Origin of the sequence: Thiomicrorhabdus sp. ZW0627 (assembly GCF_029767005.1) — a bacterium.
GTDB lineage: Bacteria > Pseudomonadota > Gammaproteobacteria > Thiomicrospirales > Thiomicrospiraceae > Thiomicrorhabdus.
The window spans coordinates 480,882-504,751 of sequence record NZ_JARUQR010000001.1 but is presented as its reverse complement, the minus strand read 5'-3'; the positions used below and the strand labels follow the sequence as shown (position 1 = coordinate 504,751).

Sequence of the window (23,870 nt, the reverse complement as noted above, 5' to 3'; positions counted from 1 at the left end):
GGCAGGCCTGCCGGTTTTTTTATGATTCGGATTTATCAATCGCCAAACGATAGAAAAGCGCTGCACTTGCTAATGTCAGAGCCGTGAAGACTAGTGTCTCCGTCGTGGTTTCAGCTAGAAAGTTTCCTAAAGCAATGATCGAGAAGATGATGACGAACGCCCATAACAGGACCTTGACCACGCGGCTATTGCGGAACTTTGACATCACATAACCCGCCTTGACCAATACGGTTGTCAGGATAATCAGATTGATGATGATCGCTTGGATTTCATAGCGCTGCATCTTATCAATGCTTTCGTGCTTGCCGGCCCAGACGATGTCATAAGGGATCACTTGAAGCAGAATCAGAAAGTGGAAAATCAGGAGTCCGGAAAAAATCAGTAACAGGCCGTTGACGGCTAATTTAAAGTTCAGGTTTTGTATCATGTTCGATGTCTTTGCAAGGCTTCGTATAAAAAGTTGGAATTGATGCTGGAGTTGTGGCAGGCTTCGTTGCCCGTGCCCACTTACGTTCAAGTAATACGTTATACACCAGCCGCAGGGGATTTCAAAGCCGTACAGGCGATTAATTGTCTTTCCAGTTCCACCATTTCAGAAGCTCGGGATCCGGTTTTTCAGTTTCACAATAATAAACCGCACAACGGAACACATACAGAAGACAGCGGTCTACAGGATGACCAACCAGATCTTGATAGCGGTCATACAGTTCTTGCGGATTCTGCCCGCACAGCTCTTGAGGTTCCATGATGCCCAGCCAGTTCAGTTTTGCGGCAACGGCCGGACCGATACCCGGGACGGTTTGAAGAGGCGAAGTCGTTTTTTTCATGCGTTTGTTGTGCCTTTTCATTTAAGCCGAATGCTTTTCGTTGGCGATTTCAATCAGGTTTTGATCCGGATCGCGGATGTAGAAGGAAATTATCGGCCCGTTTGCGCCGGTTCGCTCAACAGGACCTTTAATGATTTCCACCTCATGACCTGTAATTTCATGCATTGCTTGTTCCAATGGAAGATCGGTAAGAAAACATAAATCGGCACTTCCTGTTACTGTGTTGCCCGCTTTGGGGTCGAACTCCATCCCTGCTTGATGAAGGTTGATTTTTTGATTACCGAACTTCAAAGCGACGCGATTTTGGCCGAATACAACTTTTTCCATTCCCAGTACAGACTCGTAAAAACGGACGGTTTTGTTTAAATCTTTGACGGTGAGTACTAAGTGGTCGAGTTGGCGGATTTGCATGACGGTAACAAGTTTCTATTAAGGATTTCTATGTTATACCGGTTTGTGTGATTTAGACAGGCCTGTTCATTTTGTTTTGAACCGGCCTGTTTGAAACCGGGATGGTTACACGTCTGTCTTTTGTGTGGCGACGACAAACAACACCGCCATCAGCAGCATTCCGATGAAAACCATGATCTCGAAAATACCCAGAATAGGGCCGATTACATTTTCGGGAAAGGTTTTGGCAAACAGCAGGAACAGTCCGATCAATAGGAACAGAGTGCCGATCTGGTGTAAGTAGTACTGGATTTTGGAAAGGGTGGTTGTGAGGTTGTTAAGCCACAGTTTATGGCATAAGCCGTAGATAAATGTGACGACGAAACCAAGCAGCATGACATGGGCGTGGGTCACGTGTTGAGTGTGATTTTGGGAACCGGCCATATAGATGCCCAGTGCGAGACCGACCAGTGCGTAGGCAAAAGCCGTTAAAACGAATTTTCTGTCCATTTGAAGCCTCCGGGTATTCAACAGTATAAAAATACCGACGGTTCGACTTAAAGTTCACTGTCGGTCATTTTAAGATTTATTCCGTGAGTCGAATTGAGAGCCGTCAACGAGAAGAAAGTATTCGGCTTTCAGGTGGGCTAGAAATAATACTAATTTAACTAGGGTTGTTGGTCAATCAAAATTGCTGGGTGGAGAGGGTGTAACTTTTTGTTTTGAATGGGTTTTTATGGATGTTGTTGCGAATTGTAGAGCTGAAAAGGCAACAGGCCGGCTCAAAATAAAATTGAACAGGCCTGTTGGGAATGGGTCTTTAGGCTAAATGTTTTATGACAAGCGTTCTTTTAAACTTACACCGTCTTCCACGGTATCGCTTGGGTGGTTGATGATTTTCTCGCCTTCTTTCAGGCCAGTCAGTATCTGCGCAGTCAAGCCGTTGCGTTCACCAAGTGTGACGGTTTTGAGTTTGGCGTGGTCGTCTTCGACGGCGAACACTGCCCAGCCGTCTTTATAACGGAAAAGGGCACTGATCGGTACTTGCAGTACGTTGTCTTCATGCCAGAGTAAAAACTTGGCTTCGACGCGGTAACCATCACCCAGACGGTGCCACTCTTCTTGAGGGGAAGTGAAGTCGGAGATGACCAGAACACGTTGTTCTTCCACGCCAAGTGCAGAGACCTTGGTGAAACCGACCGGTTCGATGTTGCGTACGATGCCCTCAAGCGTCTCTTCTCCTCCCCAGCGGTCGAACAGTACTTTCATGCCCGGTTTGATCTTGACGGCGTCGGCAGAAAGGACGTCCACTTCTACCTCAAGTGCGGTCGGATCACCGACTTCAAGCAGAGATTCGCCGGTGGTGACCGGGCCTTCGCATTTGCGTGCGACCTTTAAGATGCGACCGTCAATTGGGGATTTGACCGGAACCCGTTCAACCGGTTCGTCGCTTGGTTTGGCGGCCGAATATTCCAATACGGTTAAGGCGGCCTGCAGTTCATAGTTGGCGACCTCAACATTAAAGTCGGCAGAACGTTTGGCGGCGGTTGCGGTTAAGGATTCGGTTCGAGCCTGATCGTAGGTCTCTTGAGAAACCAGGCCTTTTTCAATTAACGGTTTGTAGCGTTTGACCTTGTCGCTTGCGAGTTTGGCATCGGCATTCGCGGCTAAAGCCTGCTCTTTGGCGGCTTGCAATGCGGATTTTGCGGCAGAAACCTGAGCTTCTGCTTGAGCACGGCTGCGGGAATCGAGTACTTGGGATTCCAAAGGTGTGATGCCGAGCAGGGTTTCGCCTTTGGCGACCAGGTCGCCGACTTTCAGGTGCATTCGGCAGGTCATACCGTTCACGGGTGCGGAGATTACATAGCGGTCGATCACGCGGGTGCGGCCTTCTTTTTCAACGGTGACAGTCAGCGGTCCGCGTTTGACGGTGGTCGATTCAATCAATACCGGCTGAGGCCAGAAGCCCCAAATCAGCAGTGCAATGATTAATGCACTGACGACCAAGATGCCCGGATGATTACGCAACGGAATCTGCATGAAATTACTCCTTAGCTTTCAATACTGCCACCATATCAAGGTGCGCGAGGTTTCGCCATATCATTATGGCGGAAATAATGGATGAAACAATCACAACCAGCGCCGCAAACGCATAGATATCCGGATTCAAAACAACCGGAATTCGGTACAGGTCGCTGTCGAATTTAAGGGCGAGGTAATAACACAAACCGTTGCCGATCAGGAAACCGATCGGGATGGCGATTATGGTCAGAAGCGCCAGTTCACCCAGCAAGATGTAGGCGACTTCGCTTCGCCTCAGGCCGAGAACGCGTAAGCTGGCGAGTTCTCGGTTACGTTCGGACAGGGCGATGCGCATGCTGTTGTAGACTACACCGAAAGCGATGCTGCCACCGAGCAGAGTGGTGATGAAAGTGAAGAACAAAATGGTGTTGTCCATCATTTCGTAAAATCCTTCGATGGACGAACGCTGTTCTACCGCTCCGACGATTCTTGGCATGCCTTTGAGTTTGGCGTAGACCTGTTTGCGGTATTTTTCGTCCACCGTCATATAGGCACCGGAAATCACGTCGCCTTCCTTGAGCAGTCTATTGAGTGTCTCACGTTGCAGATAGACACTGACCCCCAGATACTGTTTGGCGGTACCGACGATCGGCACTTGTATCGTGGGGCGGCGTCCTTCCAGCACTTCAATGGTCAGAGTGTCGCCGGTTTTGATGTGTAACAGTTCGGCCAGATAGTCGGTGATGATCGCGCCTTCGGCCGGCAGTTTGATTTCATGCAGGTCTTGGTCAAGCAGACGCATCAACTTGCTACTGGGTTCGACGCCGTTGACCGTTGTACGGTAGGAACGGTGTTCGAATTTCAGTTTGGCGGCCACGTTGCGGAAACCTTCAACGTATTCCACGCCTTGTAAGCCGCGCAAAGAGTAGAGTGAATCGTTAGAGGTCGGTTCGGAGTAACCGATCATGAAGTCTTCGCGCTGGCTCATGCTGTATTGAACGTCTACCATTTCTTCAATGGCGCTTTCCTGAAAACCACCAACCATCATGATGCCGCAGGCCATACTGATACCAAGTGTGGTCAGCACAGATTTGAACGGACGGCGCTCGATGTGACGCAGGATCATGCGGGAGGACTGGGAGAAATGTTTTTGAAGCCCGAGGCGTTCCAGAGAGGTGGGTTTGTAGGTGGAAGGTTGTTCGGGGCGCATTCCTTGTGCCGGCGGCAGCTTAGCCGCCTGACTGACGGCGAACAGGGTTCCCAGAACCGCAACGCCAACGCTTACCAGGATCGAGGTGGCGATGACCTGAGGGTGTAAGACGTAATACATGTATGGAAGGCTGTAGACGTCCATGTACAGGTTACTCAGCCCCTTGCCCATCCAGATACCGAATCCGGTGCCGATGAGAATGCCGAGCGTAACAATCATCAAAACCAGTTTGCTGTAATGCAGGCCAACGTCGAAATTGCTGTAGCCGAATGCTTTGAGTACCGCGATCTGTTCGCGCTCCAGAGAAATCAGACGGCTGATGACGACATTGAGCAGGAAGGCGGCGACGCCGAAGAAGATGATCGGAAACATCGTTGCCATGTTTTGCAGACTTTTGAGTTCTTCGGTCAAGAATCGGTTCGAAAGCTGGTCTTTTCGGGCGTAAGCACCGATGCCGCCGTAGGGCTTGAGAATCTGGTCGAGACGGTCGATGACATCCTGTTCGTTGGCGCCTTTGGTCAGGGTGAGACTGACGTCGTTGAAGGCGCCGTCCATGTCATAGGCGGTCGCCAAAGGCTTGCGCGCCATCCACATTACGCCATAGCTTTTGTAATCAGGAAACATGGCGCCGGGAGCAATCTGGTAAATGTATTCGGGCGATAGTCCGGTGCCGACAATTCTGAGCACTTTGCTTCGGCCGTTGATAGTGGCGCGGATTTTATCTCCGGGTTTGAGGTGGTGGGCATTGGCGAACTCTTCGCTGATGATGATTTCGTCATCCCGTTTGGGTTCTACGAGTTTGCCGCTACGCAGGACGATCTGATTGAGCAGCCCGCGGCTTTGGTCGGGCAGGGAGATGAGGTGTCCGCTGATTGGTTCGGAATAGCCTTCCACATCCAGATTCACGTAGGTGACGACACGGGTTTCAACTTTGTCGACCCCGGGTATTTCCCGGATTCTTTTTTCGACGGAAATCGGAGCGCGTTTTAGGTTCGCGAAGACGTCGGCGAAATGATGGTCGCTGTAATAACTTTCACGGGTTTCGTAAAGTGAATCGTACGTGCTGAGCGACATGATGAAGATCGCTACGCCGCTGACGATGACCATTGCAATCGCCAACGCCTGCATGCGCATGTTCCACAGTTCCCGCCAGAGTTTGATGTCGATCGCGTTCATGGCGGTTTACCAGCTCAACTCTTTCGGGTCGAGAAGGGTTTCGTTGATATCGACGTTAGTGATGCGTCCGTCGGCCAGATGAATGACCCGATTCGCCATCTGTGCGATGCCGGCGTTGTGAGTGATGATAACGGTGGAGGTGCCGAGTTCGCGGTTAACGCGCTGCAAGGCTTCCAACACCATGATACCGGTCTGTGAGTCGAGCGCCCCCGTCGGTTCGTCGCACAGCAACACGTCGGGATTCTTTGCGATGGCGCGGGCGATGGCGACGCGCTGTTGTTCACCCCCTGAAAGTTGTGCAGGGAAGTGATCCAGACGCTCGCCGAGGCCGACCAGTTTAAGCGCTTCTTCAGGCGTCATCGGCGATTGGGCGATTTCGGTGACGACGGCGACGTTTTCACGTGCGGTCAGACTTGGAATCAGGTTGTAGAATTGGAAAACGAAGCCGACATGATAGCGACGGTACTCGGTGAGAGCATCTTCACTGGCGCGTGTCAGGTCATGGTCGGCGTAGATGACATGGCCGTCGGTTGGTAAGTCCAATCCTCCGAGTATGTTGAGAAGGGTCGATTTTCCGCTTCCGGAGGCACCAAGCAATACGGTGAGTTCACCCCGATAAAGATCGAGATCGATCCCGCGCAAGGCGTGAACCTGGACTTCACCCATCTGATAGGTCTTGGTGACACCGTGAACGTGAAACACCACGTTCTCGGGCAAGGCTTCATGCGTGACCTTTTTGTCCGACGGATTCTGCTGTGATTTGCTCATGAAACACCCTCCGCTACCAAGTATATCAGTATGTGCGAGGAGTTCCATTATCGAGTTCAGGGAAATTGAGTTTAATTTGGGCCTTTAAAGTGAAAATCAACAGGCCTGTCCGGTTTGCAGTTTTGGACAGGCCTGCTGAGTTTTTAACCTAGGAAAGAATCAGACGGCCAGATCAATCTGCTGAACACTGCCGGCACCGCTGCCGTCTTCGTATAGGAAGAGCCCGCTGCTGACAGCCTGACCTTGCATCCGGTTGGTGTCATCTTTGTAGCTGAACGGTGTATCGACATTCTGTAATGAGATAGCGCCGATGTTGAGTTCCAGCAACCCTTGTAATTGGTCGAGACCGTTGGCGTCTTTATGCCAGATTTGCAGTTTTGCAAAGACGCTGTCGTTTTCGTCAATCCAGCCGTTGCCGTCTTCGTCGTAAGCGCTCAGATCGGCGAAGCCGTTCCCGCTTTGGGTACCGAACAGTTCGGAACCGTCATTAACCGTTCCGTCCCCGTTCTTATCAAGCGTCAGAAAGCCGGAACCGGGTTGAACGAAAGAGATTGAATCCTCTTGTCCGTCGGAGTCGATGTCGAACTGAACCTTCTCCACTGTCAGGGTGGCGGGTGTTCCACCGAAGTTGACCGTTAGCGGGTCTTTGAGAACAAATCCTTTCTCGCGTTCGGAACTGACCTGTGCAGAAAAGGTACGGCTCATCTGCATATTGAGATCGAAAGCGATCTGTTTGCCGTCGGTCGTGGTGACGTTACCCTGGGCACGGAAATCGGTCTGTTCCTGCTCAAAATGGGAGCTGTAAAGCCGCCAGCGTTCACCGTGTTGCGATGCCTGACCGACGGGGCGTTGGAAACCACCAATGTCAGGCAGTCTGAAAACCGGGTTTTGTAGCCCTTTATCGGGTGTTTGTTTGGTGGTTTCGGCTGAGGTCGTATCTCTTGGCTCGTAGCCATAGACCTTAAGATGATAGGGTTTGCCGGTCATCTTTTCCATCAGCGCCTCAATCGCTTCAATCATTCGGATCAAATTTGGCGGTAAAGCCGGTTTATTATCGGCTTTTTGGCTCTGAGCAGCTGTTGCTTGTTCAGGAAGCGGGCCGAAGTGCTGTGTTAACTTTTCCGCTTGCAGAGTCTGTCGGTGTCGCATGGCCGCAAACTGCTGGTTTTCTATCACGCCGGTTTTACGGTTGTGATGATCGGTGGACGACATCCGCTTTTCACGCTGATCGATCAATTCAAGCGATTCGCTTTCACTTGATGCGGTTTCGGTGGTGCGGCTTTTGAGCATACCGTCCACGAAGATGTCGTGTATGTTTTGTACTCGGCTTTCGCTTCGGGCGTAATGCTGAGCGGAAAGCTGAACGTTCTGGTCTAGGATTTTCATACTACAGTCCCATTTATTATTGTCGTGTCTTCCGGAGCGGTTTTATTTTTATTGCATTCCGGAATTTGGGTTTTCCCTTGGGCTGTGTTTTTATATGTTTTATCGTGTCAGTCGGTTATCGGCCGAATCTGGAAATTCTTGATAAAAAATAAGGTTATTTGAGCGGTATGAAGCGTTGGTTTTTGAGCCTGGTGTTGGCATCGTTTCTGAGTCTTGTCGGGTGCAGTGATCCGAAGCTGCCGCCATTGGCAAGTGATGCCAAGATACTGGCGTTTGGAGACAGCCTGACCGAAGGGGTCGGCGTGGATCCGTCTCAAAGTTACCCCGCGGTATTGGCACGATTGAGTGGTCGCAAGGTAATCAACGCCGGGCTTTCGGGGGAGACCACGGCACAGGGGTTGAAACGTCTGCCGAAACTTTTGGAACAGCATCAACCGGATCTGCTTATTTTGCTGGAAGGCGGTAACGACGTTTTAAGAAATGTGCCGCCCGATGCGGTGGAATCCAATTTGGGAATGATGATACGAATGGCGCAGATTAAAGGGGTGCCGGTTCTGTTGGTTGGAGTGCCGGAGAAAGGTGTGTTTCCAAGTACCGCCGATTGGTACGCAAGCTTGTCCGACGAATACGAGGTGCCACTGGAGGAAGACACCGTGGCCGATCTGGTCGGTCGGTTGACCATGAAATCGGATTACGTGCATTTCAACGAAGCGGGATACCAAGCCCTTGCCGAAGCGATCTTCAAAAAGTTGAAAGAAGCAGGGGCACTCTAGTTCATTAAACTGAACAGGCCTGTTGAAAATGTTTGAATTAAAATTTAACTGTTTTCGTTAAATGGTTGATATTGAATGGCATTGACGTACCAGTTCTTTTTTCCTTCCGGCGTATGAACGACCACTTCGTCGTCCACGACTTTTCCGATAAGTGCGCGTGCCATTGGTGAATTGACGCTGATGGCGTTCTTTTTCGGATCGAATTCGTCGGCGCCGACAATGCGATATCGAGCGATCTGGCCATCGTCGTTTTCCAGTTCCACCCAAGCGCCGAAAAACACTTTGCCGTCCTGTACGGGTGAATACTCAACCACATGAACCACATCCAGACGTTTGCGCAGGAAACGGATTCGACGGTCGATTTCCCGCAAACGACGTTTGCCTTCTTTGTATTCGGCGTTTTCCGAACGGTCGCCATGGGCGGCGGCTTCGGTGACGGCCTGTGTGACTTGGCGACGTTCGACTCGCCATAAGTGATCCAGTTCTTTTTCCAGGGCGACGCGCCCTTCACGGGTGATGAGGTTGGCTCTTGACGGGGTGTTGCTCATATTTTGAAAAATACCAATGAAAAAATGATGACGGAAGCGGTTGTTTAAGGTTCGATCGGAAACCACTGTGAGGTTTCAGCCTTGTCGAAGAGTGATTGCAGGTTTTCTTGAAACGCCTTCAACAAACCTTTTTCTTTGGCTTTTTCACAGCCACCCATTTGAGACAGTTGAAGGTAGATGTCTTTTTTGAGTTTTTCCTTATAGCCGCGGGTGTCTCGGTCGATGTATTGTTTGATGAAGTTGTTGATGGTCAAACCGTATTTTTTCAGAAACATACGTTCGACTTGATAACTTTCGCCTGAAACGGAAATACCGCGGCAGCGTTTATTATAGAAGTCGTATTTCAAAGCGGTTTCGACTAATTTTTCATGCAGCGCCTGACCGTTCAGCTCATCGATAGAGACGGCCTGTTCCTCAGTACTGAATACAGTTTGGCTGTAGGCGAGGAGAAGTGTGCTGAACAGCAGTGTCAGGAAACGTTTTGAAATCGTCATCGTTCTCACTGTTTTGATAACTGAATAGGTAAGAGTATAGCGTTTATGTAGGCGAGGGCAAATATTATGATCGTTTTTCGTATGCCGATGCGACCAAGCCCTCTTAACGAGGGCCTGAAGAAACGGTTACTTGTATTGGCTTAGATAGAGCCATTCGAAAAAACGTTTGGCGTAGTGCATCAAACGACACGGCGGAAGTAGGGTGGTGCCTTTTTCCGTACGCTTGATCAGAATGCCGTGTTTCAACGTGTCGACGATACAGATCAGTTCGTGTTTGATGTCTTCGAAGTCGCTTTGCCCTTTGAGTGACTTGATCAGGTTGCCGGCTGCCACTTTGGCTTGTATGTCTGCGGCGTGGGCCTGTTTCGCCTGCCAGTCCGGACCGGGAAAACTGCCCGCATCACCGGCGACGTAGACATTGTCGTAACCTTCTACCTTGGCCTGCAGATCGGCACGGATCATGCCGCCTTCGGATTTAGGCAGATCGCTGTCCGGCAACCAGGCCGGCCCGGTCATTCCCGGCATAAACAGGATCAGATCGGCATGGAATTCGCCGTCTTCGGTCTTCACCAGATTCTTCTCGAAACCGACCATTTTGTGACCCAGATGGGTTTCGATACCGCGTTTTTCCATCATCTTCACCAGATGTTCCGGTACCTTCGGTCCAAGTCGCTTTCCGGGTTCCGGTGCCGGGTTGAAAAACACCAGTTTGAAATTATGGCGACGTCCTTGCTCGCGGAGCAGGTTGTCGATACCGAAGAGGAATTCGAACATCGGACCGCCGCGCATTGCTGACGGCTCTTTGGGGTTGCCGCCGAAGCCGATGGCGATGGTGCCGTTGAACATGCCGTCCAGACGTTGTTTGATTTTCTCCGCAGCAGGAATCCCTTCGCAAGGCGTGATGGCATGCTCGATTCCCGTAAGCTTTTTAATGAAGCGCCCTCCGGTGGCGATGATCAGACCGTCGTTTTCGACCTCACCTTGATCGGTGACGACGGTACGGCCGCCATTGATGACGTTTTCGACTCGGGCTTCTATGAACACGACTTTTGTCCGGTTGAAGAAGTTGTGGAGGTTGATTCGCAGGTCGCTGGCTTTGCGAAGACCGGATGGAATCCAGATCAAGCTTGGCAGGTAGATGAACTCTTCACTGGGGGCAATTACGGTAATGATTGCGTTCGGTGCATGTTTACGGGCGTGTTTAATCGCTGTCAGAGCGGCAAATCCGCTGCCTAGAATGGTAATGTTCATATTCGACGGCTCTCAACTCTCAGTTTTGATGTGTTTAATTTAAAAGTTAAATCCATTATAGAAAGGATTAATCCGAAAACGTTTTTAAATTCTTTATGCATCATACCAAAATAAAATGATGAGTTTGCAACTCGAATTGAGTGGCTTAATTGAAAGCGATTTTGGTTGAGGAAACCGAAAGTTTTGGAGGTTTTTTGAGGAAAGACGGATGCTGCTTAAACGGAATTGCCTTGAAGGCCGCCTGTATGCAATAGCACGACGTTGGAGCCTGGCGGAATTTCCCCTTGTTGCAGTTGTTGGTAAAACGCATGGAAAGCTTTGACGGTGTATACAGGATCGAGCGGTACGTCGTAATCGGTTTCAAAGCGGGATTTGAAAAGACGAAGATTTTCCGAAAGTTTACCGTAGCCGCCGTCATGGTATTGGGTGAGCAGTTCCCAGTCGACGACTTCAGTTTTGCCGATCCATTGACTGATTTGCGGCAAAAGGTAGTCGGCTTCTTTAAGTGTTGCGACACCGAGTATCTTCCGTCCGGAATAAGGGGACGCATATTTGACCAGGCCTGCCAGGGTTCCGCCGGTACCGACGGCGGTGTAAAGGTGCGTCCATTGCGGGCATTGCTCTTGCAGATTCTGCATCAGACTCTCAAAACCTAGCACTGCCAAGGCATTGCTGCCGCCTTCAGGGAGAATGAAAGCATTTGGATAGCGTTCTTGAAGCGTTTGCAGAAACGAGGCGTCGTTTCTTTTACGGTACTCTTGACGGTTGAGAAAAATCAGTTGCATACCGTTTTCAGAGGCAAGCTTCAGTGTATGGCTCCAACGCTGCGGATTATCGGCCAGTTCGTCACCGCGGATCAGGCCAATACTCTTCAATCCGTATTCCTTGGCGGCAAAGGCGGTGGCTGCGATGTGATTGGAGTAGGCGCCACCGAACGTAAGCAATTCAGTTTGGCCCTTTTCAAGGGCTGCGGCTAAGTTGTGTCTGAGTTTATGCCATTTGTTTCCCTGGATATCGGGATGGTTCAAATCTTCGCGTTTAATCCACACCTGAATGCGTTTTTTTTCGAATAAGGGATCGCTAATAGGTTGTAAAGGAGTGGGATTTTTCGAAAAACGCGTCTGCATATTTTGTTAGAATTCCGCCTGAAAAAATAATTATAAGATTTTTTGGAGAAGACAGTGGAACAGTTGACGACAAGCATCGATGTTTTGTTCATCTTACTAGGCGCTATTTTAGTATTGTTTATGCATGCCGGTTTTGCCTTTTTGGAAGTGGGTACCGTACAGCACAAGAACCAGGTGAATGCCCTGGTTAAGATCATGAGTGATCTGGGTGTTTCCACGGTGGCGTATTTCTTTATCGGTTATGGCGTTGCTTACGGCGTCTTCCTTGGGTTTAATCTTGACGGAGCTTTGACTCAGGCGATGACTGAGCGTTCGGGTTATGACCTGGTTAAGTTCTTCTTCTTGATGACGTTTGCTGCGGCGATTCCTGCGATTGTTTCCGGTGGGATTGCCGAGCGCGCGAAATTCTATCCTCAGCTAGCGGCGACTTTCTTCATCGTAGCGCTGGTTTATCCTTTCTTTGAAGGGATTGCATGGAACGGAAACTTCGGTATTCAGGCGCTTCTTGAAGAGAATTTCGGCGCAGGATTCCACGACTTTGCCGGCTCGATCGTGGTTCACGGTGTAGGCGGTTGGATCGCACTGATCGCGGTATTGTTGCTTGGCGCACGTAAAGGCCGTTACAGTAAAGACGGTCAGATCAAAATGACGCATCCGCCTTCAAGCATTCCTTTCCTGGCGTTGGGTGCATGGATTCTTACCGTTGGCTGGTTCGGATTTAACGTGATGTCCGCACAGGCGATCGAAGGCATTCAAGGCTTGGTTGCGGTGAACTCCTTGATGGCGATGGTTGGTGGCATCCTTGCTGCGACGTTCATTGGCGACAAGGACCCTGGATTCGTTCATAACGGTCCATTGGCAGGTTTGGTTGCAATCTGTGCCGGTTCGGACGTGGTTAGCCCGTTGGGTGCCTTGGTGATCGGTCTGATTGCAGGAGCATTGTTTGTTAAAGCGTTCACCTGGACTCAGAAGAATCTTAAGATCGATGACGTTTTGGGTGTTTGGGCACTGCACGGATTGTGTGGTGTTTGGGGCGCTATTGCGGCCGGTATCTTCGGTACTGCTGCGCTTGGCGGACTGGGTGGTGTTGCCATCGAGTCTCAGATTATCGGTACCTTGATGGGAATTATTGTTGCTGTTGTCGGTGCGACCGTGATTTACGGCATCATTAAAAAAGTATCCGGCCTGCGTTTGACCGAAGAGCAGGAATACAATGGAGCGGATTTGAGTATTCACCGTATCCATGCGAATCCGCCGCGTGAGGATTATTAACGTTCGGATTATGGAATGCCGCGCTTCTGCAAGCGGGCATTGTCGGGTATGATAAAGGGAGTTGCTTCGTTGGAAGCAACTCCCTTTTTTATTGCTTTGCATGTTTAAGATATTGATATAAAAATAATAATTTGGCGAATTTGATGCGAAAACTCACTCCTGAAAAACTCTATCGATATACCTCCATTAATGCTGAAGAATTTGATCCCAGCAAAATAAAAGTCGAAGACCGCGACGTTATTGAATTCATGAAACGCTTTCACCCGAGAGCTTATCAGTCGCTGAATTTCGGACTGCACCTGAAACGTAATCAGAACCATATCTTCATCATGGGGGAACCGGGAGTCGGTCGTATCGGCATGACGAAAGCATTGCTGAATCAAGCGGCCAAGCTTAAGCCGGAACCGAAAGACGTGGTGTTGGTTTCCGATTTCAGCGACAGTGATAAAACTCAATATCTCTATTTTACAGCCGGGCATGGTCATGAATTCAAACTGGCGATGGAAGCGCTGATTACTCAGTTGAAATCACAGTTACCGATTGTGTTCGACGGTCATGCCTATCAGTTGAGAAGCCAGCAATTGGAAAACGAACTGGCCGATAAACAACAGGCGATCTTGGAACCGGCGTTTGAGTTGGCGGAAAGTTTGAGTATCGAGATCATACAGACCGAAAACAACTTCATGTTGTCCGCTGTGGTGGATGATAAACGTTATAAGCTGAGTGAACTTAAAGCATTTGACGAAAAGGTTCAGGAGCATTTCGCCAATGCGATGGATGAGGTCGAAACCGCATTGAACCAAGCCTTGACGCATTTTCCTTTTTTACAGCATGAGTATTTGGATGCGGGTAAGAAACTGAATACCGAAGTGGCGACCGACCATATCCGGCCATTGATCGACTCCTTGAAAATGGAGTTTGGCGAAACCGATAAGATCAAACAGTATCTGGATGACCTGCAAACCAGCTTGGTCGCCAAGCTTCACCTGTTCTGGGATCAGAGTGCCGATCAAGTGACCACTCCGGGGGCCCAGATCAGTATGGAGGAACTGCTGAGCGAACAGCAGGGACTTTCGATTTTTGAAGTCAATCTATTGGTCGATCATCGAGGGCTGGATAGTGCACCTGTTATCTACGAGCAGAATGCAAGTATGCCTAAGTTGTTCGGTTATGCCATCAATTCGGCAGCGGCTTCGGCGGTAGATACCTTGAGTTTGGCGATGAGCCATCAGGCCGGTTTGTTACAGCAGGCGCACGGCGGTTTCCTGATTCTGGGAATCCAGTCGGTGCTTAAGGATCCGGATATCTGGTCGCATCTTAAGGCCGCATTGATGTCCAAAAAGATCACGTTTGAGATCCCTTCTTCGCGTAATGTGGTGCCGTACCATCTTCCAGATTTTCCTCTGAACGTGACATTGGTTCTGGCGGGTCAGTCAGCACATTTTTATGCTTTACAGGAAATCGATCCGGAGTTTGGCCGTCTGTTTAAGGTACAGGTGGAATTTGAAGTCGAACTGGAAAGAACGGCCGAACATGAAGTGACTTTAGCACGTCAGCTGGCTTACGAAGTTGGATTGTGGGAAGACTTGCCGATTGACGTTACGGCTTACGAATGTCTGATCGAGTATGCTTCGCGCATGGCTGAGGATGCCAACCGTCTTTATACCAACAAGGCGATTTTACGTGATGTGTTGGCGGAAGCGAACGCTTATGCCCGTGCCAACGGCGAGATGCAGGTGACCCGTAAGACCATTGAGGAAACCATTCTTCAGCGGGATTTCCACACCGGTTTGATGGAGGATTATTACCATCGCGCGATCATCGAACAGCAGGTGTTGATTTCGTTGAAGGGCGAACATGTCGGTCAGGTGAATGGCTTGACGGTGCTGACCGTTGGTAAATTGTCCTTTGGTCAGCCGGTACGAATCACAGCCCAGGCTTCGGCAGGGGATGAAGGAGTGGTCGATATCGAACGTGAAGTGGAAATGGCCGGACCGATCCACTCCAAAGGGATGTTGATCCTCAGCGGTTACCTTCGCGGGCGTTATATGAAGCAGCGTTCGCTCGGCTTCAGCGCTTCTATCGTTATGGAGCAATCTTATAACGGTGTCGAAGGGGATTCGGCCTCCTCAGCAGAATTGCTGGCTCTGATCTCTTCAATTGCCCATGTGCCGATGAGGCAGGATTTGGCAATCACTGGATCGATTAACCAATTCGGTGAGATTCAACCAATCGGCGGGGTTAACGAAAAGATTGAAGGCTTCTTTAAAGTCTGTGAAGCACGCGGACTGACTGGAACTCAAGGGGTCATTGTTCCGGAAGCGAATGCCGCGCATTTGATGTTGAGCTCGAAAGTGCGTAATGCGGTCGAAGAGGGGCAGTTCCACGTCTATACCATGAGTCATATTGACGATGCACTCGGCTTATTGACCGGGTTGGCGGTCGGTTCGGAAAACGACGACGGAGATTTCCCGGAGGGCAGTGTCAATGCGAAAGTGGTTGCGGCTTTGGAAAAGATGAATGAGAAACACGACAACGATGATTGAACGATTTAAAAGACGTTTCGGGAGCCGTTTCCGGGAGGTAACGGTTGACCATTAGCCGACGCAGAGGCCAGCTTTGATGATTCGAAGTTGGCCTTTTTTATTTCTAGGTGTTTTGTAGGGTTACTTTGGGGCTATTTTTTGAGCCCTTCTTTACGGAATTTTTTACGCCACTTTTTACTGCGGCGTTCTTTCCAGTTTTTGATCACGTGTCGTCGCCACAGCAGGTCGATGGTGAAATAGCTTGCTACACCGAGAACAATACCGACGATGGCACTGCCGAGGAATAATGGCATCCATAAGTCGCCCAGGGTGTGAATCAGCCATTGCCAGCTAAGTTCGAAGTGCCAGTCTTCGGAAGCGTCTTGACCGAGGATGTAGGCACCGACCAGATAGTTAAAATAGAAAATTGGCGGCATGGTAAACGGATTACTGATCCAGACGAGCGCGACACTGACAGGTAAATTCGCGCGGAACAGAATTGCAGTGAAAGCGGAAGCCACCATCTGTGCAGGAACTGGAATCGCCATCCAGAACATTCCAATCAGGAAGGCTTTCGAAACGGAATGACGGTGAAAATGCCAGATACTGGGATTATGCAACCATTTTCCTAAAATGCCCAACCCCTTCATGTTTTTGATTTTTTCCGGGGTCGGCATATAACGTTTAATGAGCTTTTTGGGCATGTTTATTAGTTTTGTTATTGCGTTTGTCTTAGCAGTGTCCGGTTTTTATCAAGGCGTTCAGACGTCGGGTTTGTGGCCCGCCGTTGTCGCTTTAGTCGTTTTGATCGCCAATGAGATGGTTCGCAGAGGCTGGAAACGCAACCGTGAAGATACGCTAAGAAAACATCCTGTTTGGGTTAAAGGCCAGTATTTAACTTGGCTTAGTAATGTTTTATTGGGATTCATTATAGGATGGAGTTGGGTCTTTTGGCAGACTTTTTTTTCGGTTTCCGTCGATGAGAACTGGGTTAATCGACCGGTACAAATTCAAGGTACCGTGATTGGGTTGCCGGAAGTGGAGCATGGCAGTCATAGTACCCGGATGCGGTTTATGTTTGAGTTGCAGAAGATTGGCAATCCGGGTTCGGGTTTTTCAGCGGTTCAATCGGATTTACAGATTAAAACTGAACAGGCCTGGTCAATTTTAAAACCCAAAGTGCAATTGAACTGGTATATAAAAACTGCAGAAGAGACGGCACCTCAAGTCATTCCTAAACCAGGCGAACAGTGGCAGTTCACCGTGAAATTGAGGGCGAATCATGCATCGATGAATTTGGGCGCTCTGGATTATGAAACCTGGCTCTATCAGAACCGTATCGCGGCTAAAGGTTACATCATTCAGAAGTCGAGTACGAAGGAAGCCAATCGTAAGCTAGAGGATTCGAGCGTTTATGGATTGCGCTACCATTTGGCTCAGCGTCTGAGCAGTGCGTTTGAACGGAGTGAATTAGGCGGTATTTACCAGGCATTAAGTTATGGCGATAAGCATAACATCAGTGACGCGCAATGGCAGGTACTGCAAAATACCGGTACGGTTCATCTTATGGCGATTTCCGGCTTGCACATGGGGATTGTCGCAGCGCTGGGCTATTGGATTTTCAAGGGACTATGGTGGTTGGGTTTGTATCGTGTGAAGCGTTTTAACCTTCCTGTCGTTGCGGCAACAGGCGGTTTGCTGTTCGCCAGTTTTTATTTGATCCTGTCCGGTTTTGCCATTCCTACACAACGCGCCTACTTGATGGTGTTGGCGGTGTTGTTGTTCTTGTTTCTTAAACGTCCGTTTCAACCTTGGCAAGCTCTGTTTCTGGCGGCGTTTTCTGTTGTGTTATGGGATCCTCGTTCCGTGTTAAGCGTGGGATTCTGGCTCTCTTTTATGGCCGTGGCGTTGATTTTTGCCGTCTTGCAGATTCCTATGGTCAAACGCTCATCACGCTGGCTGCAACTGCTTTGGATACAACTGGCCCTGACAGCCGGATTGGCGCCTTATCTGTTATGGATGTTTCATTTTTTGCCAAGCTACAGTTTGATTGCCAATTTGGTTGCCGTGCCGTTTGTAAGTTTTATCGGTCTTCCTTTGGTGTTTGTCGTCTCTGTCATCAGTCTGTTTTCGGTGGATTTCGCCGTGCATACAGTGGCATGGCTGGATTGGATTTGGAAGCCGATTTGGAATTTGCTGGTTTCAATGAATGATCGTTCTGTGTTTAGTTCTATAGGGGGGAGCCTTGAATTTTGGCAAGTGGTAACAACCTACGTTCTTTTATTTGCTACGTTGCTGAAGAAACCGATATGGATACGCTTTTCAGCTGGGGTGTTCTTGCTGATTTTTTCAGTATGGTCGTTGGGAAATCCGTTATGGTCAAGACCTGAAAACCGGCAGGCCTGGTTGCATGTACTGGATGTCGGGCAGGGACAGGCTTTGGTGATCGAAACCCGGAATCATGTGATGATATACGATACCGGAGCAAAATGGGGCGATAAGATGGATGGCGCCAAACTTGCCATTTTGCCGTTTTTGCGCGCTCAAAACCGGTCGGAGGTGGATTTAGTGATGGTGAGTCACAGTGACATCGACCACGCGGGCGGCTTAGAGCGTTTGCTTCGCCAATTCAGGGTCAAGCATGTTGTCAGTGGACAGCCGAAAAAGGTTCAGGAAGGACTGTCAGGTTCTTACCCGGTTGAGAATTGTTCGGCGGGGCAGAAGTGGAAATGGGATGGCGTCGTTTTTGAAGTGCTGTCTCCCGGAGTCTCGGAAGGTGATGTTGGCTTGCGTAGCGATAACGATCGTTCTTGTGTACTTAAGGTAACAGCCGGCGGAAGGTCTGACTCGTCTTCGGTAATAATTAGCGGCGATTTGAGTGCCAAAGGTGAAAAACGCCTGATCGAGCTATATGGTGACAAGTTGAAAGCGGATATATTGGTGGCTGGACATCATGGCAGCCGTTATTCGACATCGAGTATTTGGTTGCGTCAAGTTCAGCCAGAAGTGGTGGTGTTTTCGGCTGGTTATCATAACCGTTACCACTTTCCTACAGAGGAGACGTTGCAACGTCTCGCTCCTGAAATCTTTTGGTTTAATACGGCTTGTTCAGGTGGAATCGGTTATGAAATTGGTAATGAAAGCGGAAAATTTAATCCATTACCGGCATATCAGGTCAGAAAAACCTTGAGTAAATGGTATCATCACAGCTGTTTAACGAATGAGAAAGGAATCCTGTTTCAATGAGCTGGCCATCGTTTTGGAGCCGAACCAACTGGAAAACTACGTTGCTAAAACCTTTGGGTAGTTTGGTGTGTTGGGAAGCGAAGCGCCGACTAGAGCGTTTCAGGCAATTTCCACCACCGAAGCCGACCGGTGCGGTCGTGATTGTGGTCGGTAATGTCGTGGTCGGTGGCAGTGGTAAAACCCCATTTATCATCTGGTTGGTAAGGCAGCTACGTCAGCAAGGTTTGAACGTGGGCATTGTCAGTCGCGGATACGGCGGTAAATCCAAACACTGGCCGCAGGAAGCTCATCCGGCCAGTGACCCCAAACAGCTTGGTGATGAACCTGTATTGTTGGCCAAACAGTTGCAATGCCCGGTTGCGGTTGCCCCTCAACGCTGCCAGGCGGTCGCTTTGATGATGCAACGGCATGACATTGATGTCATCGTCAGCGACGACGGCTTGCAGCACTATGAATTGCCTCGTGATATTGAAGTTGTGATGGTCGATGCCCAGCGTCAATTCGGAAATGGTTTGTGCCTGCCTGCCGGGCCTTTAAGAGAACCTAAAGAACGTTTACAGCAGGTGGATTTCATCGTCTATAACGGCAACATGCCCAAGAGCATCGAGTTTCCGCAAAAGAGTTTTGCGATGCAGTTGCAGCCGGTCTGTTTCCGTCAGTTGACCAATCCTAAAAACACGCTGCCTGCTAATGCGTTTGCCGGACAGAGTGTGAATGCGATTGCCGGTATCGGTAATCCCCAGCGGTTCTTCGATACGTTGAATGAATTACAGATCGAGGTAGAAGGCCGGGCGTTTGCCGATCATTATGCATACAAATCGGCTGACTTCACTGAATACGGCGATGAAAAACCCTTACTTATGACCGAGAAAGATGCTGTAAAATGTAGCGAGTTCGCCCAATCCGGGCAAAAAAACAATTGGTGGTATTTGGAAGTGGAGCCTCAAGCGGACGAAGCTTTGTTCGAACCGTTGTATGAACAGGTACGGTCACTATTACACCAAGAAATTAAGTGAAAATTGAGAGAAGCATGGATCCTAAACTTTTAGAAATTCTAGTCTGCCCCGTGAGTAAAACCAAACTGATCTACGATAAAACGAATCAGGAACTGATTTCCACTGCGGCTAATCTGGCGTATCCGGTGCGTGACGGTATTCCGATCCTTTTGGAGGATGAAGCGCGCCAGATTACTGCGGAAGAAGCGGAAAAGTTCCGTTCCCAGAAGGCCTGAGCCGCTTTTAAGCAGATTTAGGATTACTGTATTAATTTGGATTAAGAAACATTTATGGCCTTTACCGTTATTATCCCCGCGCGTTTTGAATCGAGCCGTTTGCCAGGAAAACCTTTGATGGAGATTGAGGGTAAGCCGATGATTGAATGGACCTGGTTGCAGGCCAAACAGTCAGGAGCGGATCGCGTGATCGTCGCAACGGAATCGCGCGATGTGCAGCATGTCTGCGAAGGGTTTGGCGCCGAGGTCTGTCTAACGGCGGATCATCATCAGTCGGGTACGGAACGTATCGCTGAGGTCGTCGAGATTGCCGGTATTCAGGGAGATGAAATTATCGTCAATGTCCAAGGGGACGAACCGATGTTGCCTCCGGAGCTGATTCATCAAGTGGCTGAAGGTTTGGTGGCGCACCCTGAAATTTCAATGGCGACCTTGTGTGAGCCGATCGAGGACGTGGAGACGGTATTTGATCCGAACGCGGTCAAGGTCAGTCGCGATGTCGCAAACCGGGCCATCAATTTTAGCCGGGCACCTTTGCCGTGGTCTCGTGATACGTTTGCGCAAACTGTCAAAACGCTGCCTGAAAACTTGGGTTACAAGCGTCATATCGGTTTGTACGCCTACCGTGCCGGATTCGTCAAACAGTATGTTTCCTGGCCGGAATGCGCTTTGGAACAGGTGGAAAAGCTTGAGCAGCTTCGCGTACTTTGGCACGGTGAAAAGATTCTTGTGCTGGATGCATTGTGCGATGCCGGTGTCGGCGTGGATACCGAAGCCGATTTGCAGCGTGTGCGTCAGTTGATGCAAGGTTATCGAGAAGTCTGACGGTCGAATCCATGCTGAAATATCTAACCCTTGCCGCCGTCGTCTATTTTTTCTACTGGTTGATAAAATCCAAGCTTCGTGCGCGAAAGCTTGCACAGCAAGGAATTGTTGTCGAGCAAAAGGGGCTGCGGCCAATTACTTTGCTAAGTATTGTCATGGTGGTGATATACGGCGGCTATCTGGTTTACCATCTACTCAGTAATCCTTCCTGAAGCCTGTGTTTTAATGGATTTACCTCGAAAAACTCAAATAAAACACGTGATAGGCAATTAAACCCGGTTTTACCCTAAACTTTCGCTTTCAAAAGCCGTTTTATGGATTATATTAACCATAATAAAATTGATGAATGACCAAAACGATTACAAACGATGAATGCTCGTAAGATTTCAATGAATATACATCAAAATTTGTCATTAAAGGCAGGTTGCTAGGTTATGCCGGGTACGCATTACGACAGCGATCACTCTTTTATCGAAGCTTTACCGTTCGAGTATAAGAAGATTGCCTATAGGATCCTTCGCAGCAGTTCCCTGGAAATCATGCTGTTGGATCTGAGAAGCCAATATTCAAAGCATTTCGAACTTTTCAAGGCAACCGAACCATTAGACGTCGATTATGTCGAAAAGACAATCTGTGCCTGTATCGTCGCCAAGATAACTTCCTTTTCAAAAGGCCTGTTCATCAGCGAGATTCATTTCCAATTCCTTCAAGAGGTGCTTTATAAGGCACTGGGTGTGGTTTTGGAGCGACCGGGCGCTGAAAACGAAGTTATCGACAACATTCTTGCCGATGCACACCCTAAAACCCTGCACTGGATCCAAAAAGACAAGGATGACCACGGCAAGCATTCGTTGGCGATACGCAGTCGCCGCGAAAATACTCGACGTTATTTCCGTTATCAAGCCAATATGAGTTACCACTTCATTCGTATCGGTAATCATGAAAAGGTCGAGGATCTGCAAGGGGATATCTACAGTTCCGGGGTTAAGCACTTCAACAAGATCGTTAATGAAAAGCTCGACACCATTGTGGTGAACTATTCCAAGAACATCAAATCGTCCTTACAGGAAAGTTATCCGGAAGCCTACGACCTATTCATGGTTGTACTGGAGAAACTGGAGTATCTGAGAGAGGTACTTAACGGAATTTCCGTCGGGATTCTGGATATCAGCAATGCGATGCGTTTCTTGCAGGAAAACGTCAAAAACGTGCTTGATTACGATTCATTGCAAGGGAATATCCGTACCGAATCGATCCTGCGCGATTTCGAAGAAAAGCTGAACCAACTTAACAATCACACGATCACCTTGTTGGAAAATTCGACGCCGCATAAGTTATACGAAGGACCGATGCTTCAGAAAATGAAGATTGATCACGATATTCGAGGTTACGTCGAGAAAAACAAGAAGAACGGTTCCAAGTTGTTGAAGGCGTTCATCGACCTATATCATTACACTTTGCTGATGGAGAAAATCTATAACAACATCTCCAGCAGTAATTACATCATCATCTTCCCCGAGTACTGGTCTCAGGAATATCAGGATATTTCTCCGGGCGGATTTGCTTTTTACAGCGAATTCCTGGTCGAGAGAAACGATATTCTGGAATTATTCTTCCGTATCGATATTTCCAAGACGGAAATCGAAGAATTCGAGATTATTCATCAGAGAGCCAAAGTGGTTCGTATCGAACCGAAACCCGATCTGGGAAGATATCTGATCGCTTGCGAATTCATGACGGTTCCGGAAGAGACAGTCATGCTGATCAGTCATGCGATTCAGGGGCTGGAAGTGAAAGACGCTTATAACTCCTCCGGTCTGTTGGATGAGGATGATGCGTTCGGCGTTTAGGGTTACTCTTTAGTCGTTTTGTCTGTTTTGGACATGGCCTTTCTGGCCTTGTCGATGGCCTTGCAGAGTCCTTCCAATCCATCGATTAAGCGAGCCGTCGCTCGGTGAAAGCGGTCTGCATCCAGTTGATAGATTTGCTCGTTACGCACGGCCGTCAGACTATTCCATTTCTTCCAGTCTTGCAGCCATTGGTTCTGCATAGCCTGTTCACCTCCTACCAATATAACTTGCGGATCACGCTGCAGAACCGTTTCGATATTGACTTCGGCCGCCAGAAGCGGCAAGTCTGAAAAGATATTTTTTGCGCCGCAAATCTGCATCGCTTGACTGATAAACTGTTCATGATTAACGGTCATTAAGGGCGCATTCCATATTTGGTAAAAGGCTCGAATCTGCTTTCGTGAGCTATAGTGATCATTTAAGTTTTTTAAGATGGCTTGTAAGCGTTGTGCTTCTGGTTCGGCCACCGATTCGGTATGCAGAAGTTTGCCGAACCGTTCGATCTCATTCGGTATGTCTGAAAGTTTTTGGGAGTCCGACAGGATGACGTTGAAGCCCAGTTGCTTCAAACGGTTAACGTCGACAGGGCGGGTACCTGATTGCCAGGCGATGATGAGATCCGGTTTGAGCTGGATGACCTTTTCGATGGAAATCGCATTGTAGGCGCCTACTTCGGGTAAGCTGCCCGCTTGCGGGGGATAGTCGGAATAACTGACACGCCCGACCAGTTTGTCACCGGCGCCGGCACTGAATAGCAGTTCGGTCAGATGGGGGGAGAGGCTGATTACCCTGTGATAAACTTTTTCTTCAATCGGTTTTGAGCAGGCCTGTTGAAAATGCAAAAGCAGAAAAGTGGCCAGTAACCAAGCTCTAAAAGGCATGATTCGTCCTGTTGGTTTGAAAGATTCGGGTTGGAATTGAGTTAACACCATGAAGTTTAACCTTTGAA

Annotated in this window: 23 protein-coding genes; 9 read left to right on the top strand and 14 right to left on the bottom strand. The window is 49.0% G+C overall.

Going from position 1 to position 23,870, the window contains the following annotated elements:
- Positions 1 to 19: 19 nt before the first annotated feature.
- From QCB45_RS02445 to QCB45_RS02410, 8 genes are all read right to left on the bottom strand, one after another.
- Positions 20 to 427 (bottom strand): hypothetical protein, encoded by a 408-nt coding sequence (locus QCB45_RS02445; RefSeq protein ID WP_279418950.1) that lies wholly within the window; start codon positions 425 to 427, stop codon positions 20 to 22.
- A gap of 139 nt (positions 428 to 566) precedes the next feature.
- The gene (locus QCB45_RS02440; protein ID WP_279418949.1) at positions 567 to 827 is read right to left on the bottom strand and encodes a helix-hairpin-helix domain-containing protein; all 261 of its coding nucleotides are present in this window, start codon (positions 825 to 827) and stop codon (positions 567 to 569) included.
- A 21-nt stretch (positions 828 to 848) separates the two neighbouring features.
- Entirely contained in the window at positions 849 to 1,238 is a 390-nt protein-coding gene (locus tag QCB45_RS02435) for a VOC family protein (protein ID WP_279418948.1), read from the bottom strand.
- A 105-nt stretch (positions 1,239 to 1,343) separates the two neighbouring features.
- Complete coding sequence (locus tag QCB45_RS02430) at positions 1,344 to 1,727, bottom strand: hypothetical protein (protein ID WP_279418947.1); 384 nt, start codon at positions 1,725 to 1,727, stop codon at positions 1,344 to 1,346.
- 324 nt (positions 1,728 to 2,051) lie between these two features.
- Positions 2,052 to 3,257 carry an HlyD family efflux transporter periplasmic adaptor subunit gene (locus QCB45_RS02425; RefSeq protein ID WP_279418946.1) on the bottom strand — a complete coding sequence of 402 codons (1,206 nt, stop codon included), beginning with the start codon at positions 3,255 to 3,257 and terminating at the stop codon, positions 2,052 to 2,054.
- A 4-nt stretch (positions 3,258 to 3,261) separates the two neighbouring features.
- Entirely contained in the window at positions 3,262 to 5,625 is a 2,364-nt protein-coding gene (locus QCB45_RS02420) for an ABC transporter permease (RefSeq protein WP_279418945.1), read from the bottom strand.
- A gap of 6 nt (positions 5,626 to 5,631) precedes the next feature.
- Positions 5,632 to 6,327 (bottom strand): ABC transporter ATP-binding protein, encoded by a 696-nt coding sequence (locus QCB45_RS02415; RefSeq protein ID WP_279418944.1) that lies wholly within the window; start codon positions 6,325 to 6,327, stop codon positions 5,632 to 5,634.
- 225 nt (positions 6,328 to 6,552) lie between these two features.
- Positions 6,553 to 7,779: a hypothetical protein gene (locus QCB45_RS02410; RefSeq protein WP_279418943.1), complete on the bottom strand. Its 1,227-nt coding sequence runs from the start codon at positions 7,777 to 7,779 to the stop codon at positions 6,553 to 6,555.
- 167 nt (positions 7,780 to 7,946) lie between these two features.
- On the opposite strand from QCB45_RS02410, the gene QCB45_RS02405 reads away from it, so the two are divergent.
- Complete coding sequence (locus QCB45_RS02405; RefSeq protein ID WP_279418942.1) at positions 7,947 to 8,552, top strand: arylesterase; 606 nt, start codon at positions 7,947 to 7,949, stop codon at positions 8,550 to 8,552.
- A gap of 44 nt (positions 8,553 to 8,596) precedes the next feature.
- On the opposite strand, the gene greB is transcribed toward QCB45_RS02405, so the two are convergent.
- The 4 genes from greB to QCB45_RS02385 form a co-directional block, all read right to left on the bottom strand.
- The gene (greB, locus tag QCB45_RS02400) at positions 8,597 to 9,100 is read right to left on the bottom strand and encodes a transcription elongation factor GreB (RefSeq protein ID WP_279418941.1); all 504 of its coding nucleotides are present in this window, start codon (positions 9,098 to 9,100) and stop codon (positions 8,597 to 8,599) included.
- Positions 9,101 to 9,144: 44 nt separating this feature from the next.
- Complete coding sequence (locus QCB45_RS02395) at positions 9,145 to 9,594, bottom strand: hypothetical protein (RefSeq protein ID WP_279418940.1); 450 nt, start codon at positions 9,592 to 9,594, stop codon at positions 9,145 to 9,147.
- A gap of 126 nt (positions 9,595 to 9,720) precedes the next feature.
- Complete coding sequence (locus QCB45_RS02390; RefSeq protein WP_279418939.1) at positions 9,721 to 10,845, bottom strand: FAD-dependent oxidoreductase; 1,125 nt, start codon at positions 10,843 to 10,845, stop codon at positions 9,721 to 9,723.
- A 215-nt stretch (positions 10,846 to 11,060) separates the two neighbouring features.
- Positions 11,061 to 11,972, bottom strand: coding sequence for a pyridoxal-phosphate dependent enzyme (locus tag QCB45_RS02385; RefSeq protein WP_279418938.1), 912 nt, complete (start codon positions 11,970 to 11,972; stop codon positions 11,061 to 11,063).
- Between the two features lie 54 nt (positions 11,973 to 12,026).
- Here QCB45_RS02385 and QCB45_RS02380 point away from each other — a divergent pair, with 54 nt between their 5' ends.
- Together QCB45_RS02380 and QCB45_RS02375 are read left to right on the top strand one after the other, a co-directional pair.
- On the top strand, positions 12,027 to 13,244 hold the full coding sequence (locus QCB45_RS02380; protein WP_279418937.1) for an ammonium transporter: 1,218 nt from the start codon (positions 12,027 to 12,029) through the stop codon (positions 13,242 to 13,244).
- Between the two features lie 143 nt (positions 13,245 to 13,387).
- Entirely contained in the window at positions 13,388 to 15,790 is a 2,403-nt protein-coding gene (locus QCB45_RS02375; RefSeq protein ID WP_279418936.1) for an ATP-binding protein, read from the top strand.
- A 131-nt stretch (positions 15,791 to 15,921) separates the two neighbouring features.
- Here QCB45_RS02375 and QCB45_RS02370 read toward each other — a convergent pair whose 3' ends face one another.
- Positions 15,922 to 16,419, bottom strand: coding sequence for a DUF2062 domain-containing protein (locus tag QCB45_RS02370; RefSeq protein ID WP_347710071.1), 498 nt, complete (start codon positions 16,417 to 16,419; stop codon positions 15,922 to 15,924).
- A gap of 52 nt (positions 16,420 to 16,471) precedes the next feature.
- On the opposite strand from QCB45_RS02370, the gene QCB45_RS02365 reads away from it, so the two are divergent.
- The 6 genes from QCB45_RS02365 (at position 16,472) to QCB45_RS02340 (ending at position 22,921) form a co-directional block, all read left to right on the top strand.
- Complete coding sequence (locus QCB45_RS02365) at positions 16,472 to 19,015, top strand: DNA internalization-related competence protein ComEC/Rec2 (protein WP_279418934.1); 2,544 nt, start codon at positions 16,472 to 16,474, stop codon at positions 19,013 to 19,015.
- Positions 19,012 to 20,031, top strand: coding sequence for a tetraacyldisaccharide 4'-kinase (lpxK, locus tag QCB45_RS02360; RefSeq protein ID WP_279418933.1), 1,020 nt, complete (start codon positions 19,012 to 19,014; stop codon positions 20,029 to 20,031). The genes QCB45_RS02365 and lpxK overlap by 4 nt, the downstream gene beginning before the upstream one ends.
- Before the next feature lie 14 nt (positions 20,032 to 20,045).
- The gene (locus tag QCB45_RS02355) at positions 20,046 to 20,246 is read left to right on the top strand and encodes a Trm112 family protein (protein ID WP_279420006.1); all 201 of its coding nucleotides are present in this window, start codon (positions 20,046 to 20,048) and stop codon (positions 20,244 to 20,246) included.
- A 54-nt stretch (positions 20,247 to 20,300) separates the two neighbouring features.
- Positions 20,301 to 21,071: a 3-deoxy-manno-octulosonate cytidylyltransferase gene (kdsB, locus tag QCB45_RS02350; protein WP_279418932.1), complete on the top strand. Its 771-nt coding sequence runs from the start codon at positions 20,301 to 20,303 to the stop codon at positions 21,069 to 21,071.
- Positions 21,072 to 21,082: 11 nt separating this feature from the next.
- Positions 21,083 to 21,283, top strand: coding sequence for a hypothetical protein (locus QCB45_RS02345; RefSeq protein WP_279418931.1), 201 nt, complete (start codon positions 21,083 to 21,085; stop codon positions 21,281 to 21,283).
- 222 nt (positions 21,284 to 21,505) lie between these two features.
- On the top strand, positions 21,506 to 22,921 hold the full coding sequence (locus QCB45_RS02340) for a PilZ domain-containing protein (RefSeq protein WP_279418930.1): 1,416 nt from the start codon (positions 21,506 to 21,508) through the stop codon (positions 22,919 to 22,921).
- Between the two features lie 2 nt (positions 22,922 to 22,923).
- Here the strand turns inward: QCB45_RS02340 and QCB45_RS02335 are convergent, their stop codons facing one another.
- Positions 22,924 to 23,853 (bottom strand): cobalamin-binding protein, encoded by a 930-nt coding sequence (locus QCB45_RS02335; protein WP_279418929.1) that lies wholly within the window; start codon positions 23,851 to 23,853, stop codon positions 22,924 to 22,926.
- Positions 23,854 to 23,870 lie beyond the last annotated feature (17 nt).

Excerpts from the sequence above, each read along its gene's own strand:
- QCB45_RS02370 (WP_347710071.1), bottom strand. The coding sequence starts at position 16,419 with ATGAAGGGGTTGGGCATTTTAGGAAAATGGTTGCATAATCCCAGTATC.
- QCB45_RS02395 (WP_279418940.1), bottom strand. The coding sequence starts at position 9,594 with ATGACGATTTCAAAACGTTTCCTGACACTGCTGTTCAGCACACTTCTC.
- QCB45_RS02390 (WP_279418939.1), bottom strand. The coding sequence starts at position 10,845 with ATGAACATTACCATTCTAGGCAGCGGATTTGCCGCTCTGACAGCGATT.
- greB (WP_279418941.1), bottom strand. The coding sequence starts at position 9,100 with ATGAGCAACACCCCGTCAAGAGCCAACCTCATCACCCGTGAAGGGCGC.
- QCB45_RS02420 (WP_279418945.1), bottom strand. The coding sequence starts at position 5,625 with ATGAACGCGATCGACATCAAACTCTGGCGGGAACTGTGGAACATGCGC.
- QCB45_RS02385 (WP_279418938.1), bottom strand. The coding sequence starts at position 11,972 with ATGCAGACGCGTTTTTCGAAAAATCCCACTCCTTTACAACCTATTAGC.
- QCB45_RS02335 (WP_279418929.1), bottom strand. The coding sequence starts at position 23,853 with ATGGTGTTAACTCAATTCCAACCCGAATCTTTCAAACCAACAGGACGA.
- QCB45_RS02375 (WP_279418936.1), top strand. The coding sequence starts at position 13,388 with ATGCGAAAACTCACTCCTGAAAAACTCTATCGATATACCTCCATTAAT.
- QCB45_RS02445 (WP_279418950.1), bottom strand. The coding sequence starts at position 427 with ATGATACAAAACCTGAACTTTAAATTAGCCGTCAACGGCCTGTTACTG.
- QCB45_RS02410 (WP_279418943.1), bottom strand. The coding sequence starts at position 7,779 with ATGAAAATCCTAGACCAGAACGTTCAGCTTTCCGCTCAGCATTACGCC.
- QCB45_RS02440 (WP_279418949.1), bottom strand. The coding sequence starts at position 827 with ATGAAAAAAACGACTTCGCCTCTTCAAACCGTCCCGGGTATCGGTCCG.
- QCB45_RS02340 (WP_279418930.1), top strand. The coding sequence starts at position 21,506 with ATGCCGGGTACGCATTACGACAGCGATCACTCTTTTATCGAAGCTTTA.
- kdsB (WP_279418932.1), top strand. The coding sequence starts at position 20,301 with ATGGCCTTTACCGTTATTATCCCCGCGCGTTTTGAATCGAGCCGTTTG.
- QCB45_RS02355 (WP_279420006.1), top strand. The coding sequence starts at position 20,046 with ATGGATCCTAAACTTTTAGAAATTCTAGTCTGCCCCGTGAGTAAAACC.
- QCB45_RS02345 (WP_279418931.1), top strand. The coding sequence starts at position 21,083 with ATGCTGAAATATCTAACCCTTGCCGCCGTCGTCTATTTTTTCTACTGG.
- QCB45_RS02430 (WP_279418947.1), bottom strand. The coding sequence starts at position 1,727 with ATGGACAGAAAATTCGTTTTAACGGCTTTTGCCTACGCACTGGTCGGT.
- QCB45_RS02425 (WP_279418946.1), bottom strand. The coding sequence starts at position 3,257 with ATGCAGATTCCGTTGCGTAATCATCCGGGCATCTTGGTCGTCAGTGCA.
- lpxK (WP_279418933.1), top strand. The coding sequence starts at position 19,012 with ATGAGCTGGCCATCGTTTTGGAGCCGAACCAACTGGAAAACTACGTTG.
- QCB45_RS02435 (WP_279418948.1), bottom strand. The coding sequence starts at position 1,238 with ATGCAAATCCGCCAACTCGACCACTTAGTACTCACCGTCAAAGATTTA.
- QCB45_RS02405 (WP_279418942.1), top strand. The coding sequence starts at position 7,947 with ATGAAGCGTTGGTTTTTGAGCCTGGTGTTGGCATCGTTTCTGAGTCTT.
- QCB45_RS02365 (WP_279418934.1), top strand. The coding sequence starts at position 16,472 with ATGTTTATTAGTTTTGTTATTGCGTTTGTCTTAGCAGTGTCCGGTTTT.